This window comes from Methanobrevibacter sp. UBA188 (assembly GCF_905234905.1).
GTDB lineage: Archaea > Methanobacteriota > Methanobacteria > Methanobacteriales > Methanobacteriaceae > Methanocatella.
Genome location: NZ_CAJOJM010000011.1, coordinates 24977 through 39631 on the forward strand (window position 1 = coordinate 24977; position 14655 = coordinate 39631).

Consider the following 14655-nt stretch of genomic DNA (forward strand, 5'->3'; position numbering starts at 1 on the left):
AATATTATTAGATTTAAATATTAGTATGATAATTAATCTAATTTTTATAATTTGGTGATAAATGTGTCAGAAATTAAAGTTCCTATTGCAAAACCAATTATTGGCGATGAAGAAATAGAAAATGTAGTTGAAGTCTTAAAATCAGGAATGATTGCTCAAGGACCTAAAGTGGAAGAATTTGAACAAAAATTTGCCGAGTGGGTTGGAGCGGATTATGGTATTGCTGTTAATTCGGGTACTGCTGCATTACACGTTGCTTTATTGTCATGTGGTATAGGCAAAGGTGATGAAGTAATTACAACTCCATTCACATTTATTGCAAGTGGAAATTCAATTTTATATACTGGTGCAAAGCCTGTTTTTGCTGATATTGATTTAAATACTTATACCATAAAACCTGAATCAATTGAAAAATTAATCACTGAAAATACTCAAGCAATTATGCCTGTCCAACTATATGGGCAGTCAGCCAATATGGATAGAATCAATGAGATAGCTGAAAAGCATGGATTAATTGTTATTGAAGATGCTGCTCAAGCACATGGTGCAACTTGCAATGGTAAAAAAGTAGGTAGTTTGGGAGATATGTCTTGTTTTAGTTTTTATCCTACAAAAAACATGACTACTTCTGAAGGAGGAATTATCACCACCGATGATGAAGATTTGGCAGACAATGCCAAAATATTCAGAGCTCATGGAGCAAGTGTCAGATATCACCATGATGATATAGGATATAATTTCAGAATGACTGATATTGCCGCAGCTATTGGTCTTGCACAGTTAAATAAAATTGACGGGTTCAATGCTAAAAGAATTGAAAATGCTAAATATTTAAATGATGGATTAAAAGATGTTGATGGCATTGTTACACCTTATTGTGCTTATGGATCAAAGCATGTATATCACCAATACACTATTCGTGTTGAAAAAGGAGATCGTGATGATTGGGTTGATGTAATCAATGATTGCGGTGTGGGAACTGGAATTCATTATCCAATTCCATTGTATAATCAACCAATTTATAAAAAATTAGAAGTTGAAGGGGATTGTCCTAATGCTGAACTTGCAGCAGACAATGTTATTTCTCTTCCAGTGCATCCTTCACTTACAAAAGAAGATTTAGATTTAGTAATTGAAGCTGTTAAAACTGCTTCATCTAAATTTTAATTTTTTTTTATTTTAACATTTTATTTACTGTTTCTACTTTTGCATCCAATGTTCTGTTTTCCAAGTCTCGTCTGTCATCTACTTTTATAACTGTATAAACTCTGCCGATTCCCAATTCAAAAATTGCTTCTTGAGCATTAGCTATTGCTTCATAAAGTTCATTTAAATTTTCTGCTTCGATTTGTGTTCCCATTCCAGTTAGTTGGTAGTTTAGTCCGGAATCTTTAATTGACTGAACTGCAGCAGTTACATAATCTTTACATTCAGTAGTTTCAGTTCCTACGGGTAATATTGCAAAATCACAAGTTATCATATTATCACTGGTAAAATTATTTATTTATCTTAATATAAATTAATTTAGTAATGGTTAAACTAAACAAAAATGATTTTAACGAAAAGATTTTTACAAGGATTAACAATTTAATTTCGGATTATGAATTGATCAAGGAAGGCGAATTGATTGCCGTTGCATTGTCTGGTGGAAAAGACAGTGTTTTAACATTGCATGCATTAAAAAATTATCAACAAATTTTAAATTTTGATTTGGTTGCAATAAGTGTTGATGAAGGAATTGAAGGTTATAGGCAACATGGAATTGATTCTGCAGTTAAAAATGCAAATGATTTAAACATTGATTTGGTTCAAAAATCCTTTAAAGATGATGAAGGTTTTGCATTGGATGATATCTATCAGGATTTTAAAAGTGCCTGTATTCCATGCGGTGTCTTTAGAAGAAATATCTTGAATAAGACTGCGTATGAACTTGGAGCATGCAAGATAGCTACCGGTCATAATTTGGATGATGAAATTCAATCATTTTTAATGAGCTTTGCAAGAGGGGACACAATTAAATTCTCAAAATTTGGGCCGGAATTGGATGTTATTCATCCCAAATTGGTTCCAAGGATTAAGCCATTGTGGAACACTCCTGAAAAAGAAGTTGGAATGTGGGCCATCTTGAATGATATTGATATTCATTTAGATGAATGTCCTTATTCTCATTTGTCCTTAAGGGCTAAAATTAAAGAATTTTTAAATGTTAATGAGGACAGGTATCCTGGAATTAAAAATAATGTGATGGAATCTTTTCAAAAAATATTGACTTTTGAAAATGATATTTCCACAAGCCTTAATGAATGTGAAGTTTGTGGTGAGCCGACTTCATCAAATATTTGCAAGGCTTGTGAGTTAAAAAAATTAATTTCTGAGAATTGCGAAAATCATGTATGCAATAAATAATGCAACTAATATCGCACCTTCTTTTCTATCAAATTTATCTTGTGTTTTACCGAATATGAAACATAGTACTGTTACGAATACCATGAAAGTTACATCTATGAGCATACTTGAATCAAGAGATATTGCAGTTATGGCACTACTTGCTCCGAGAACAAATAGGATGTTGAAGATGTTTGATCCGATAACATTTCCTATAACCAACTGATTTTCTCCTTTCTTTAAAGCAGTTAGTGATGTGACAAGTTCAGGTAAAGATGTACCTATTGCTACAATGGTTAAACCTACTAATGTTTCACTCATTCCAAATGCAATTGCTATATCTGATGCACTATTGACAACCAAATCTCCTCCAATAACGATTCCTGCAAGCCCAATAATTATGAAAAGTATACTATATGGGAGAGTAAATTTCGGTTTTTCTACAACATTCGCATTATCTGATTTTTTTGCGGATTTGATAAGATGGGCTACATAAGCAATTAATATAATAAGTAGAATAATTCCTTCAATTTGGGATACATTCCATCCTATTATAATAAATGCTGCAAATAAGACTGTAATTCCGACAAGGAATGGCAAATCTTTATTGAGAACATCTTTTTCCATTAATAGTTCTCCCAGCAGTGCAGATATACCGATAACCATTAATATATTGAATAAATTACTACCAATTACGTTACTTACAGCCATTGCATTATTTCCGGTAATTGCTGATGTGATGGAAACTGCTGCCTCAGGAGCACTGGTTCCAAATGCCACAATGGTTAAACCAACAATTATTGTAGGAATTTTTAAAAGGGATGCAATGCTACTGGCACCATCTACAAAAAAGTCAGATCCTTTTATTAAAAATACGAATCCAACAATTAACAAAACAAATTGTAATAGTATTGACATGTCCATTTTTTATTCCTCTATTTTAATCGGTTCTTGAGGTCCCAAATCGGTTACAAGAATTTTGTCGATTTGGTGCCCATCCAAGTCTATAACTTCAAATATGAATCTTCCACATTCATATTTTTCATTTTCATTAGGTATTTTACCACTTAAACTTAATATGAAACCTGCAATTGTAGTATATCCGTCTTCTTCTTCATCGGGCAATGTTTCATTAAAGTCAAATAGTTCTTTAAATTTATCAATAGGATATCTTCCATCAATCAACCAAGTGCCGTCGCTTCTTTGTGTAGCTTGAGGTTCATCCTCTTCGTCAATTCCAGGAATGTCTCCCACAATACCTTCAAGTAAATCGTTTAATGTAATTAATCCTTCCACACTTCCGAATTCATCAACAACAAGTGACATGTGTACATATCCTTGGTTTTCTTTGAATTCTTTTAATAGTTCCAGTGTTTCCAAGTGTTCTGAAACAACTAATGGTTCTTTTACAATTTTATGAATGTCGAATTTGTCATCATTAAACATTGCTGAAAGAATGTCTTTGGCCTGAACAACTCCGATAAAATCATCTAATTCGCCGGATGCAATAGGAAATATTGATCTTTTACTTTCAATAATTTTTACTTTGTTGATGTCCTTATCATCTTCCAAATCAATCCATATGATTTCATTACGTGGGGTCATGATACTTTCAACTTTTTGGTCATCAAGTTTGAAGACTCTTTTGATGATGTCTTCTTCCTCTTGTTCAATTGTTCCGTCTTCTCTTCCTTCCTTAATCATTAATTCAATTTCTTCTTCAGTAACAACATCATCATTTTTGTTTTCAATTCTAAGTACCCATAAAAGAAAACTGCTTGATTTTGCAAGAACAAAACTAACTGGCTTTGAAACCTTTTCAAGAATTACCATGCTTTTTGCAACTTTTAGGGATATTCTTTCAGGGTCATTCAATGCAATTACTTTAGGAACAATTTCTCCTACGACCAATGTTAAATATGTAGTGATGATAACGACTATTGCTACACTTATCGGTTCGCTGTAAGGTATGAATGAAATAGCATTTGCAAGCGGTTCAGCTAATGTTACTCCTCCAAATGCACCTGTTAAGACACCGATAAGAGATATTCCAATTTGAACAGTTGATAAAAATTCATTAGGATCTTCTAATAATTCTAAAACGATTTCAGCATTTTTATTTCCTTCTTCAATGTATTTTTGCATTTTCGCTTTTCTCACCGATACTACGGCCAATTCAGCCATTGACAAATAACCTGTGAGTATTATTAAAATTAAAATTATAATTATCTCGAGTATCGTTCCAATCATTTTTAACAGACCATTAAAACTAGTTATAACTCACTGGCTCGTTGAAAGTCAGTGTTACCATATATTTTGTCCTGCATTTCCTGAACTGCTAATGAAGCATCTTCTCGTGTAGCTGCTTTTTTAAATATTCTTCTAGATTTAACCTTCAATGTTTTACCGCAAACACATTTGCGGGTAGCTACACCTTCTTTTGCATATAATGCACGACCGCAGTCGCAACGGAATATAAGATACATGGTATTTTTCCCTTTAAAAATTAATAGTAATTATAATATATTAAGGATATATTATATAAAATTTTAACTACCCTCCGAAAATTTTCATGAATAGAGGTATGAAAACTTGGGATGGTAAAATTACTAAAGTTGCAATACTAACGGCTAAGTTAGTTCCAACAACTACCAATAATATTCTAAAGATATTGTTGTGCCACAAGTCCTTAAAGCTTTCTAAATGCGCTAAACTGTCAATATCTCTTTTTCTAACTTTTCTAAATTTGGCTTCGGTCAATCCTGAAAACCATCCTGCTGCAAGTAATGGGTGTATGATGGTTAATGGGGCCACTACACCTCCGATAATTGCGGACTGAATTTTTGAACCGGATACGATTGAACCGATAAATCCCATTACCATACTTATGATAATAAATTCGTATAAATTTCCGGTTATGTTTATCCCGCTAAAATATGCCAGAAAAAATATCACCACAAATAAAATTGGAATCAGTGCTAAAATTATCTTTACCCAAGGAATTCCTCCCTTTTTGTTTATGTCTTCCAATTCGTGAAGCGGTGGCAATGTTTCGGGATTGTCCAAATATCTTGTAATTCCCGGTTTATGTCCAGCTCCCACAACTGCGATAACATGGTCTTGTGGAATTTGAAGTAATTTGCCTGCAAGGTATGCATCTCTTTCATGCACAAGAACTTCATACACGCTCGGAGCTTCATCTTTAAACATTTCCATTAAATCGTCAAGGTTATCCGGATTTTTTAGCTCTTCAATATCAATTTCATCTTCTGCATCATCTCCACCAAATACGGATGAAAGAAGACTAAATAAAAATTTAGCTTTTTCCATAAATCCCATTCTATTTAAAGCTCTCTGCAGGGTGGTATTGATTTCCCTATCAATCAAAGCTATTGGTATTCCTAAATCTTCACATGCTTCAATGGCTCCAACCATTTCAGACCCAGGTTTCACATCAACATCCGCACCAACCTTTGATTGGAAATATCCAAGAAGTGTTGTGGTCAAAAATAATCCAACTTTGTTATCTTTAATTATTTGGCTGACGGATATGGTATCATCTTCTTCAATACCCATCATATCTTTTTTTAATTTTATATATCTTCCCTTATCAAGTTCAATTGCTACTACTTCAGGGTGTTGTTCATAAATGGCATCTTTTACTTCATCAACACTTTCTGATGATACATGCGCAGTACCAATTATTGTTAAGCATTCTCTTTTCATTAATAAAACACTTCTTTTATATTTATTCTTCTAATAATATTATGAAATTTAAATATATAAACTTAATTATTTGGTGTTTTCCTGTTTAATCATATTAATTTCAATAGGAATGTGATGATTTTCACTTGATATTGTATATTTGGATAGTTGTTAAATAAAGTTTTTCGCATGTGGGTGATTACTTGCTCCTTTTAAAATGTTAATGGACTATAGTAATACTATATTTCCATTTTTGTAGATTGCCACATTGTTGGTAATGTTTTTTTGAATACAATATTCAATATCCTTCTCATATCCTATTTTTGCCAAACGTTTTCCAGAGCGGGAATTGTAAAATCCTTCTTTCAGTGACTCGTCATCCCTATTAGCATTTATTGCAGCTTTTGCAAAATCATTCAACTCATATTCTTCTAAACTTTCACATATCCAGTATAAAATCTCACCTGCAGCCAAAAAGTCCTCAAGAGTGAATTCTCCTTTAACTCCTGCCATAACAACATCAATATGGCTTTCAGCCATTTTTGTTGATGCTTCTCCAACCGCTTTTGCATTTATAAGTGATCCTATGAGAACTTGGGATGTCATGTTTTCAAGGATTCGGGTTCCGTTGCTTGTTGTTAGGATTAAAATTCTTTCGTCACTGTCGTAATCCTTTAATCCGGTCGGGGAATTTCCAATGTCAAATCCTTCTATTTTTTCACCACCACGTTCTCCTGCAAGAACGCCTCTGTATTTATCCTTTAGTTTAAAACCTTCTTCGGGAGTAAAGCATGGAATTACTTTTTCATATTTGTTCAATGCAGAAATCATTGTTGTACTGGCTCTTAGGGCATCAACCATTATCGATGTATCTGCGCTGATTGATGTTTCTAGACTTAATGTGACTTTCATGATGTAATTTATTTAGATGTTAGTATATAATATATAAGCATGAAAATTATCACAACACCAATGTGTGAAGAAATTGTACGGTTGGCTGGAATTTCAGATTATACTGTAAACAAATTTCCTGATGATGAAGGGGGGGATTTGGCTATTTTACTTTCAGAAAGTAAAACAAAAATGAATTCTTTAGCAATTAAAATCAATACATCTTCACAGATTTTTGAAAGCATAAAAGAAGTTTCTAAAATTAGCGGAAATGAACTGTCTGATGAGGAAGTATTGACATTTTTCAATGATTATGAACTATCTAAAAAATATCTTGTTTCAGATTTTAAAACAGATATTAATGTCAAAGTCTATTCTGAATTCTTAAAAGATATTGTTCGAGATGTGGGATTCAATATAGTTTGTGAAAATTTTGATTATGTCATATATCCTGATTATTTGGAAAATAAGGTTGTGGAAGTGGATAATTTAGTTAAGATTCCTTCACATAACAATATTTCTAAAAACCCTTTTGAAAAAGTGGAAGCGAGATATTCTATTTTAGAAAGTTTAATATAATAATATAAATATAATAATTTCTAATAACACAATGAAATTGCATTTTTTTGAGAGTTGTTAATATGTATGAATCATTAACATTTACTGGTGGAGTTCACAAAAGTGAAGAAATTAAGGAATTGATAGAAGATTTAGGCGGTTTCATTCTTCAGGAAAGTATTCAACAGATGGAATTGGTTTTAAATATAGCTATCCCTATAGAAGATGTTGACAAAATTGAAGATAAATCCCGTGAACTTTTAGCAAAATTATCTGTTGCTCCTATGGCCGGTTCTGAAATAGCTATCGTTTCACCAACTTTGGCAAGGCATCACTTGCCTCATGCTGCATGTGATATATCTGAATATTTGAGGGAATTCGGTGCAAAAGATAATATGATTGGTCTTGCAAGAGGGGATGGAAAAGGAACTTCCGGAATCACTGAAGAAGAAAAAAGATTAATTGAAGAGCATGATATTGCTGTTTTTGCATTGGGCAGTTTTGAAAATTGTATCAAGGAAAAAGCTTTCTTATATGATGATATTGATATTCCAGTAATTGTTACCGGAGCTCCTGACATTTCTGTTGATGAACTTCCTGGTGCAGATGCATATGTGGGCGGTTTAGGCAGAATTCCTAGAAGGCTTAGAAGAGGTCCGGATATACGTGCACTTGATAAACTGGTGGAAACAATTGAGCAAATATTAAGTGATAGAAAACGTGAAATGGCTCTTGATGCACCATTAGTTCCATCCATTGTTGTTAAAAATGCAATTGAGAATCAAGTTAGTGAAATTAAAGATGTTATTTCTCCAACTCCAGTAACTTCACAATTGGATGGTGTTCGCGTAAAGTTAAATTATGACAAATATGCAGATTTGATTGCAGATGTTGTAATCGATGGTAAAAAATTGTCTGAACTTGCCGAAATTAAAAAATCATTCATGTATGATTATATCTTAGTAAAAATAAATAGTGAGAGTTCTCTTGTTGAGGATTCAAACTAACTCTCTTTTTTTTTAAATTCTTCTCATTCCAAAGAAGTTTATTGCATCCACCAAATCATTAAATTCTTCTAATTCTCTTTCAATGACATTTTCATCAGTCATGTCAATGCTTAATTCTCCATCAACGCTTAATGTATCTGGGCCACGGCCGATGAGCCTGTCAACTCCGTCAGCACTTAAAATTCTTTCAGCATCGAGTTGGTGGACAAATGATCGTCCTGGTATTATTACAGTATCTTTTATTTCACTTAAATCAAGCTTTTCCAAATCTTCTTTTGTAATTAGGCAAGCTATTTCTTTTTCACATGCAACAATATTGACATTTTCTCCTGTTTCTAATTTGGAAAATATTTTGGTGAGATACGGCTCTGCAATTTTTGAGGTAATGACTGTTGCTTCACCGGTAATCGGTTTGATAAATTGTAGAAATACTTCATTTTCATCTTTGGCTATTGCAAATGGACCTCCAGTTTCAGGGTCGCATACTGGTGTTCCGCTGACTCTAAACTTATATTCGGAATTTATTTGCTTAACAAGTTCTCCAAACTCTTCAACAGGCTGTGATTCAATGCCTTTGATAATTGGCTCGTTGCCCAATATTAATCCTTCGTTAAATGTATTTGCAAATCTCATTAAAAGCATTCCTTTTGCACCCCATTCTTCCAATGAGTTGCAGGTTTCTCTTAAAACATCACCGTCATTAACGCCGGGAATAATTACTGCAGCACCTGTTAAGTCAATGTTTTCACAGAATATCTGGCATGCCTTTAGCGCTTCGGTAGGGTTGGGGTCTTTAACCCATTCCTTTCGAAGTTTTGGATTAGATGAAAAAATAGTAAATGAAACTTCTTTAACGCCATTGTTGATTAATCTTGTAGCCATATCAGAGTCGGTTATTCCTTTTCCGCAGGTATATCCTAATACTGATGAAATTGAAAATTGGTTTAGATTGGCAGTTAGACTTTCGAGGTGGGGATAACAGCTTATATCTCCTCCACCACTAATGTAAGCACTAATTTCGCCTTGATGTCCCATTGCCATCATCATTGCAGTTTGAACTTCATTCATAACTTCGAATGGTGCTTTAAAATCACCTTGTGTTTCGGAAACTCCTTTGCTGCACCTTTCACAACCTATTTTATTGGGTAGACAATGTGCACAGCCAAAACTTTTAACTTCTTTTACCTTTCTGAAGTAACAGTATTTGCAAAAACCGTTACAGTCTCTTCCGGGTATACCTCCAACATCCGCTACAAGTTGCATATTATTTAATTTTTATTTTTATTTTATATAAAAATTCACGATTTTTTTTGGAGAAATTTCTTATTACTTTTAGTATTATTTATTACTATTGAACCTTAAAGTAATAATTTATTATTTTCTTTTATTTTTAATAATTCATGTAATTTTAACTTTATTTTTAAAAAATTAATTGTATTAATGTTTTAATAAATTTTAATGCATTTATTATCTATTTTTGTGTATATAAATAATTTTAATTAAAAATAAAAAGTATTACTTTTGGGGGTATTTTTCTTAAATCAAAAATCTTTTATTATACTTTATAAACTTTTCTAAATTATTTCATAGGTAATCTTTATATTATATCTTTTATAAAATAAAATTTGTATACCATATGGCTGGCTATTGCAATAGAACTTGCTTTGTAGCTCAACTCAATTTGGTGAAAAAATTTCACCATTGAGAGTGGTATATTAGTTAAACTCTATTTATTTAGGAGGGAAAAAATGGCAAAGTTTGATGATAAAATCGATTTATTCGATGATAGAGGCAACGAAATTGCATCTGACGTACCAATCGAAGCTATTAGTCCATTAAGGAACCCTGCAATTCAAAGCATCGTAAAAGGTGTAAAAAGAACTGTTGCAGTAAACTTAGAAGGACTTGAAAAATCTGTTAAAACCGCATCTGTTGGTGGAGACAAATCTAGAATCTTAGGAAGAGAATTAGATCTCGCTATTGTAGATAACGCAGAAGCAATCGCAGACAAAATGAAAGAAATTATTCAAATTTCCGCAGACGATGATACTGTTGTAACACCTATTTCCGGAGGAAAAAGGTTATTAGTACAAGTACCAACTAAAAGAATTGATGTTGCTGCTGAATATTCTACAGCTCCATTATCAAGCGCTTCCGCTTTAGTACAATCTGTTATTGATGTTTGTGGTGTAGACATTTACGATGCAAACTTCGTAAAAGCTGCAGTATTAGGTAGATACCCACAATCTGTAGACTACAAAGGTTCTAACATTGCAACCATGTTAGACATTCCACAAAAACTCGAAGGTGCAGGTTACGGTTTAAGAAACGTAAAAGCAAACGACTTCGCTGCTGCTACCTTGAAAAACACTTTCCAAGCTACTGCATTAGCTGCTATTTTCGAACAAACTGCTATGTTTGAAATGGCTGACGCTTTAGGTTCATTTGAAAGATTACATTTATTAGGTTTAGCTTACCAAGGTTTAAACGCTGATAACATGGTATATGACTTAGTAAAAGATAACGCAACTGAAGGTACTGTTGGTAGTATTGTACAAGCAACTATTGCTCGTGCAGAAGCTGATGGTGTAATTGCTCCTCAAGAACAATTAACTGATTTCGCTATTTACAACACTGATGACGCAGCTAAATGGAACGCATATGCTGCTGCTGGTGCTGTTGCAGCAACTATGGTTAACGTAGGTGCAGCTCGTGCTGCTCAAGGTATTCCATCTACTTTATTATACTTCAACGACAACCTCGAATTCGCTACCGGTTTACCTGGTCTCGACTATGGTAGAGCAGAAGGTGTAGCTGTAGGATTCTCCTTCTTCAGTCACTCCATTTACGGTGGTGGAGGTCCTGGTCTCTTCAACGGTAACCACGTTGTAACCAGACACAGTAAAGGATTCTGTATCCCTTGTGTAGCTGCTGCTATGTCCTTAGATGCAGGAACACAACTCTTTTCACCAGAAGCAACTTCTGGTTTAATTAAAGAAGTATACAGTCAAATTGATGAATTCAGAGAACCTATTAAAGCAGTTGCAGCTGCAGCTGAAGAAATTAAAGGTGACATCTAATTAATTTAAACAAATCTAATTTGAAGGTCTAACAATGGATATTGAAATATTTCCTTACAGAGTTCTTGGAAGTGACACAACAGAAAAGTTATTGAATGACTTGGAGTCACTTGAAGATGTAAAAAGAACTGTTATCCACGGTCCAAGATTCCCAAAAGGTGAAGCAACTTTACCTCCACAGTATCAGGAACGTAGAGTTATTCAGATAAATGGGGAAGATGTTGTTTTACAAGTTAAAACAGCCAGAATATTTTTGGAAATTACTATGGAATCTACAATTAAGGAAGTAGAACAGATATGTGAAAAACACATTCCATATGGTTTTGATATTAATCAAGACAGGTCAAATTATATCAGAAAACAAAAAACTGTTACTGATAGGATTAAATATGGTAATAAAGAAATTCCTGACGAATTAGTAGGAATGACTGATCAATATTCAACATTCGAAGACCATGTGAAAATAATTAAAAAGGATGACTAGATCAATATGATAGGACGTTGTACTCACGTAGTTGATTGTAGGGAAGCAAGTGGTATGGGTAAAGGTGGAAGCCTTGCTCAAAGAGGTACTTTTGCAGAATGCGGTACTGATGTATGTGCAGTAGCTATGTCTCCAGGACGTAGGCACATTACAAAACCGGTTTGTGAAATTACATTTGGTTTACGCGAAGCGAATGTTTTAACAAGTACTATGGTTTTAAATGCTGGTGCAGGCGTTCCTCATGATGCTCCCGCTTCCGGTGGAACTTTGTTTGGACTTACTGATAAGGAAGTCGAACAAATGCGTAATTTTAAATTACTTGTTATTCACTTAGGTGGTGTTGCAAATCATATTATTTACAAAGCAAGATTAATTCTTAGGAATGTCAATAAACACTGTATAATTATATGCGAATCACCAGTTGACTGTGAAGATTTTGCTAAAATTGGCATAAAAACTTCCAAAGTCATGCCTGATGAAGGCGATATTAAAACTGCAGGAACTATTGATGACATTGTTACAGGTGTTATCCGTGGTGAAACAATTTCACAGGACAAATTAGATGAAATTATTAGAAAAGTTAAATTAGCATTAGGAGATGCATAATTATGGTACAAATTTATCCAGGTACTTCTCAGGTTGCTCAAAACAGAATTAAGAGAAATTTCTGATGAAGACGTAGTAAAAATATTAGGTCACAAAGCTCCAGGTGAAGAATACAAATCAGTTCACCCACCATTAGATGAAATGGATGAGCCAGATGACAGTGTAAGAGAATTAGTAGCACCAATCGATGGTGCAAAAGCAGGAGACAGGATCAGATACATCCAATTCGTAGATTCCATGTACTTCGCTCCAGCTCAACCTTTCTTAAGAGCTAGATCTTACTTATGCAGATTTAGAGGAATCGATACCGGTACATTATCTGGAAGACAAGTTATTGAAGCAAGAGAAAGAGACATCGAAAGAATCTCAAAATATCTCTTAGAAACCGAATACTTCGATACCGCAAGAACTGGTATTAGAGGTGCAGGTGTACACGGTCACTCCTTAAGATTAGATGAAAACGGTTTAATGTTCGATATGCTCAGAAGACAAGTATTCAACAAAGAAACCGGTAATGTTGAAATGGTAAAAGACCAAGTTGGTAGAGAATTAGACGAACCTGTAGTCTTAGGTGAACCATTAGATGAAGAAACCTTAAGAGGAAAAACCACTATTTACAGAATAGATGGTGAAGCATACAAAGACGACGTAGACGCTGTAAAAGTCTGTCAAAGAATACACGTTACCAGATCCTTTGGTGCATTCAATCCTGAAGCAGGATGGTAGATAACATGGCTGATAAAAAATTCTTAGATGCAATGAAAAAGAAATTCACAGAAGACCCAACCGAAAAAAGAACCCAATTCTATAACATGGGTGGTTGGACTCAATCTGCAAAGAAAACTGCATTTGTAAACGAAGGTAAAGAAATCGCTGAAAAAAGAGGAATCCCAATGTACAACCCAGACATTGGTACTCCTTTAGGTCAAAGAGCTTTAATGTCCTACCAATTATCTACTACTGATACTTTTGTAGAAGGTGACGATTTACACTATGTTAACAATGCAGCTATTCAACAAGCATGGGATGATATTAGAAGAACTGTAATTGTAGGATTAAACACTGCACACAACGTTCTTGAAAAAAGATTAGGTATTGAAGTAACTCCTGAAACAATTACTCATTACTTAGAAACTGTAAACCACGCTATGCCTGGTGCAGCAGTAGTTCAAGAACACATGGTCGAAACCGACCCATTAGTAGTACAAGATTCCTATGTAAAAGTTTTCACTGGTGACGACGAATTAGCTGATGAAATTGACTCAGCATTCGTATTAGACATCAACAAAGAGTTCCCTGAAGAACAAGCTGAAGCTTTAAAAGCTGAAGTTGGCGGAGCTATTTGGCAAGCTGTAAGAATTCCATCCATTGTAGGAAGAGTCTGTGACGGTGGTAACACATCCAGATGGTCTGCTATGCAAATTGGTATGTCCATGATTTCTGCATACAACCAATGTGCTGGTGAAGGAGCTACTGGTGACTTCGCATACGCATCCAAACACGCAGAAGTTATTCACATGGGTACTTACTTACCTGTAAGAAGAGCAAGAGCAGAAAACGAACTTGGTGGAGTTCCATTCGGATTCATGGCAGATATCTGTCAAGGTTCCAGAGCTTACCCTGATGACCCTGTAAGATCAAGTTTAGAAGTAGTAGCTTTAGGTGCTGCTTTATACGACCAAATTTGGTTAGGTTCTTACATGTCTGGTGGTGTAGGATTTACTCAATATGCTACCGCAGCATACACCGATAACGTATTAGACGACTTCACCTACTACGGTAAAGACTATGTCGAAGACAAATACGGTGACTTATGCTCAGCACCTAACAACATGGACACTGTTCTTGATGTAGGTACTGAAGTAGCATTCTACGCATTAGAACAATACGAAGAATACCCAGCTTTACTCGAAACTCACTTCGGTGGATCTCAAAGAGC

The 14655-nt window shown here is 34.3% G+C and carries 15 protein-coding genes and 1 pseudogene; 9 read left to right on the top strand and 7 right to left on the bottom strand.

Annotation, left to right across the window (positions count from 1 at the left end; all coding sequences use genetic code 11):
* Positions 1–63: 63 nt before the first annotated feature.
* Complete coding sequence (locus QZ143_RS03695; protein ID WP_292881344.1) at positions 64–1167, top strand: DegT/DnrJ/EryC1/StrS family aminotransferase; 1104 nt, start codon at positions 64–66, stop codon at positions 1165–1167.
* A gap of 7 nt (positions 1168–1174) precedes the next feature.
* On the opposite strand, the gene QZ143_RS03700 is transcribed toward QZ143_RS03695, so the two are convergent.
* The gene (locus QZ143_RS03700) at positions 1175–1480 is read right to left on the bottom strand and encodes an MTH1187 family thiamine-binding protein (protein WP_292881347.1); all 306 of its coding nucleotides are present in this window, start codon (positions 1478–1480) and stop codon (positions 1175–1177) included.
* A gap of 50 nt (positions 1481–1530) precedes the next feature.
* Here QZ143_RS03700 and QZ143_RS03705 point away from each other — a divergent pair, with 50 nt between their 5' ends.
* Positions 1531–2406: a TIGR00269 family protein gene (locus QZ143_RS03705; RefSeq protein WP_292881350.1), complete on the top strand. Its 876-nt coding sequence runs from the start codon at positions 1531–1533 to the stop codon at positions 2404–2406.
* On the opposite strand, the gene QZ143_RS03710 is transcribed toward QZ143_RS03705, so the two are convergent.
* The 5 genes from QZ143_RS03710 to comB form a co-directional block, all read right to left on the bottom strand.
* Positions 2365–3303, bottom strand: coding sequence for a calcium/sodium antiporter (locus QZ143_RS03710; RefSeq protein ID WP_296801204.1), 939 nt, complete (start codon positions 3301–3303; stop codon positions 2365–2367). The genes QZ143_RS03705 and QZ143_RS03710 overlap by 42 nt on opposite strands.
* Positions 3304–3312: 9 nt before the next feature.
* Entirely contained in the window at positions 3313–4635 is a 1323-nt protein-coding gene (locus tag QZ143_RS03715) for a hemolysin family protein (protein ID WP_292609739.1), read from the bottom strand.
* 23 nt (positions 4636–4658) lie between these two features.
* A complete protein-coding gene (locus QZ143_RS03720; RefSeq protein ID WP_292609740.1) occupies positions 4659–4871 on the bottom strand; it encodes a DUF1922 domain-containing protein in 213 nt (70 codons plus the stop codon).
* Positions 4872–4938: 67 nt separating this feature from the next.
* On the bottom strand, positions 4939–6111 hold the full coding sequence (locus QZ143_RS03725; protein WP_292609741.1) for a TraB/GumN family protein: 1173 nt from the start codon (positions 6109–6111) through the stop codon (positions 4939–4941).
* A 207-nt stretch (positions 6112–6318) separates the two neighbouring features.
* Positions 6319–7002 carry a 2-phosphosulfolactate phosphatase gene (gene comB, locus QZ143_RS03730; RefSeq protein WP_292881353.1) on the bottom strand — a complete coding sequence of 228 codons (684 nt, stop codon included), beginning with the start codon at positions 7000–7002 and terminating at the stop codon, positions 6319–6321.
* 39 nt (positions 7003–7041) lie between these two features.
* On the opposite strand from comB, the gene QZ143_RS03735 reads away from it, so the two are divergent.
* Positions 7042–7560, top strand: coding sequence for a hypothetical protein (locus QZ143_RS03735; protein ID WP_292881356.1), 519 nt, complete (start codon positions 7042–7044; stop codon positions 7558–7560).
* A gap of 62 nt (positions 7561–7622) precedes the next feature.
* Positions 7623–8546: a methanogenesis marker 7 protein gene (locus QZ143_RS03740; protein ID WP_292881359.1), complete on the top strand. Its 924-nt coding sequence runs from the start codon at positions 7623–7625 to the stop codon at positions 8544–8546.
* 12 nt (positions 8547–8558) lie between these two features.
* On the opposite strand, the gene mmp10 is transcribed toward QZ143_RS03740, so the two are convergent.
* Complete coding sequence (gene mmp10, locus QZ143_RS03745) at positions 8559–9809, bottom strand: methyl coenzyme M reductase-arginine methyltransferase Mmp10 (protein ID WP_292881362.1); 1251 nt, start codon at positions 9807–9809, stop codon at positions 8559–8561.
* Between the two features lie 485 nt (positions 9810–10294).
* Here mmp10 and mcrB point away from each other — a divergent pair, with 485 nt between their 5' ends.
* The 5 genes and pseudogenes from mcrB to QZ143_RS03770 form a co-directional block, all read left to right on the top strand.
* Entirely contained in the window at positions 10295–11626 is a 1332-nt protein-coding gene (gene mcrB / locus QZ143_RS03750) for a coenzyme-B sulfoethylthiotransferase subunit beta (protein ID WP_292881365.1), read from the top strand.
* Between the two features lie 34 nt (positions 11627–11660).
* Positions 11661–12110: a methyl-coenzyme M reductase operon protein D gene (gene mcrD, locus QZ143_RS03755; RefSeq protein ID WP_292881368.1), complete on the top strand. Its 450-nt coding sequence runs from the start codon at positions 11661–11663 to the stop codon at positions 12108–12110.
* A gap of 6 nt (positions 12111–12116) precedes the next feature.
* Positions 12117–12716, top strand: a complete 600-nt coding sequence (mcrC, locus tag QZ143_RS03760) for a methyl-coenzyme M reductase I operon protein C (protein WP_292881371.1) — start codon at positions 12117–12119, stop codon at positions 12714–12716.
* Between the two features lie 2 nt (positions 12717–12718).
* Positions 12719–13442 (top strand): annotated as a pseudogene (mcrG, locus tag QZ143_RS03765) (coenzyme-B sulfoethylthiotransferase subunit gamma).
* A gap of 5 nt (positions 13443–13447) precedes the next feature.
* Positions 13448–14655 (top strand): methyl-coenzyme M reductase subunit alpha (locus QZ143_RS03770; RefSeq protein WP_292881374.1); only part of this gene is annotated, 1208 nt, incomplete at its 3' end.

Coding starts and splice junctions, on each gene's coding strand:
- QZ143_RS03735 (WP_292881356.1), top strand. CDS start 7,042: ATGAAAATTATCACAACACCAATGTGTGAAGAAATTGTACGGTTGGCT.
- mcrC (WP_292881371.1), top strand. CDS start 12,117: ATGATAGGACGTTGTACTCACGTAGTTGATTGTAGGGAAGCAAGTGGT.
- QZ143_RS03720 (WP_292609740.1), bottom strand. CDS start 4,871: ATGTATCTTATATTCCGTTGCGACTGCGGTCGTGCATTATATGCAAAA.
- QZ143_RS03700 (WP_292881347.1), bottom strand. CDS start 1,480: ATGATAACTTGTGATTTTGCAATATTACCCGTAGGAACTGAAACTACT.
- mcrB (WP_292881365.1), top strand. CDS start 10,295: ATGGCAAAGTTTGATGATAAAATCGATTTATTCGATGATAGAGGCAAC.
- QZ143_RS03705 (WP_292881350.1), top strand. CDS start 1,531: ATGGTTAAACTAAACAAAAATGATTTTAACGAAAAGATTTTTACAAGG.
- QZ143_RS03710 (WP_296801204.1), bottom strand. CDS start 3,303: ATGTCAATACTATTACAATTTGTTTTGTTAATTGTTGGATTCGTATTT.
- QZ143_RS03725 (WP_292609741.1), bottom strand. CDS start 6,111: ATGAAAAGAGAATGCTTAACAATAATTGGTACTGCGCATGTATCATCA.
- mcrD (WP_292881368.1), top strand. CDS start 11,661: ATGGATATTGAAATATTTCCTTACAGAGTTCTTGGAAGTGACACAACA.
- comB (WP_292881353.1), bottom strand. CDS start 7,002: ATGAAAGTCACATTAAGTCTAGAAACATCAATCAGCGCAGATACATCG.
- QZ143_RS03715 (WP_292609739.1), bottom strand. CDS start 4,635: ATGATTGGAACGATACTCGAGATAATTATAATTTTAATTTTAATAATA.
- mmp10 (WP_292881362.1), bottom strand. CDS start 9,809: ATGCAACTTGTAGCGGATGTTGGAGGTATACCCGGAAGAGACTGTAAC.
- QZ143_RS03740 (WP_292881359.1), top strand. CDS start 7,623: ATGTATGAATCATTAACATTTACTGGTGGAGTTCACAAAAGTGAAGAA.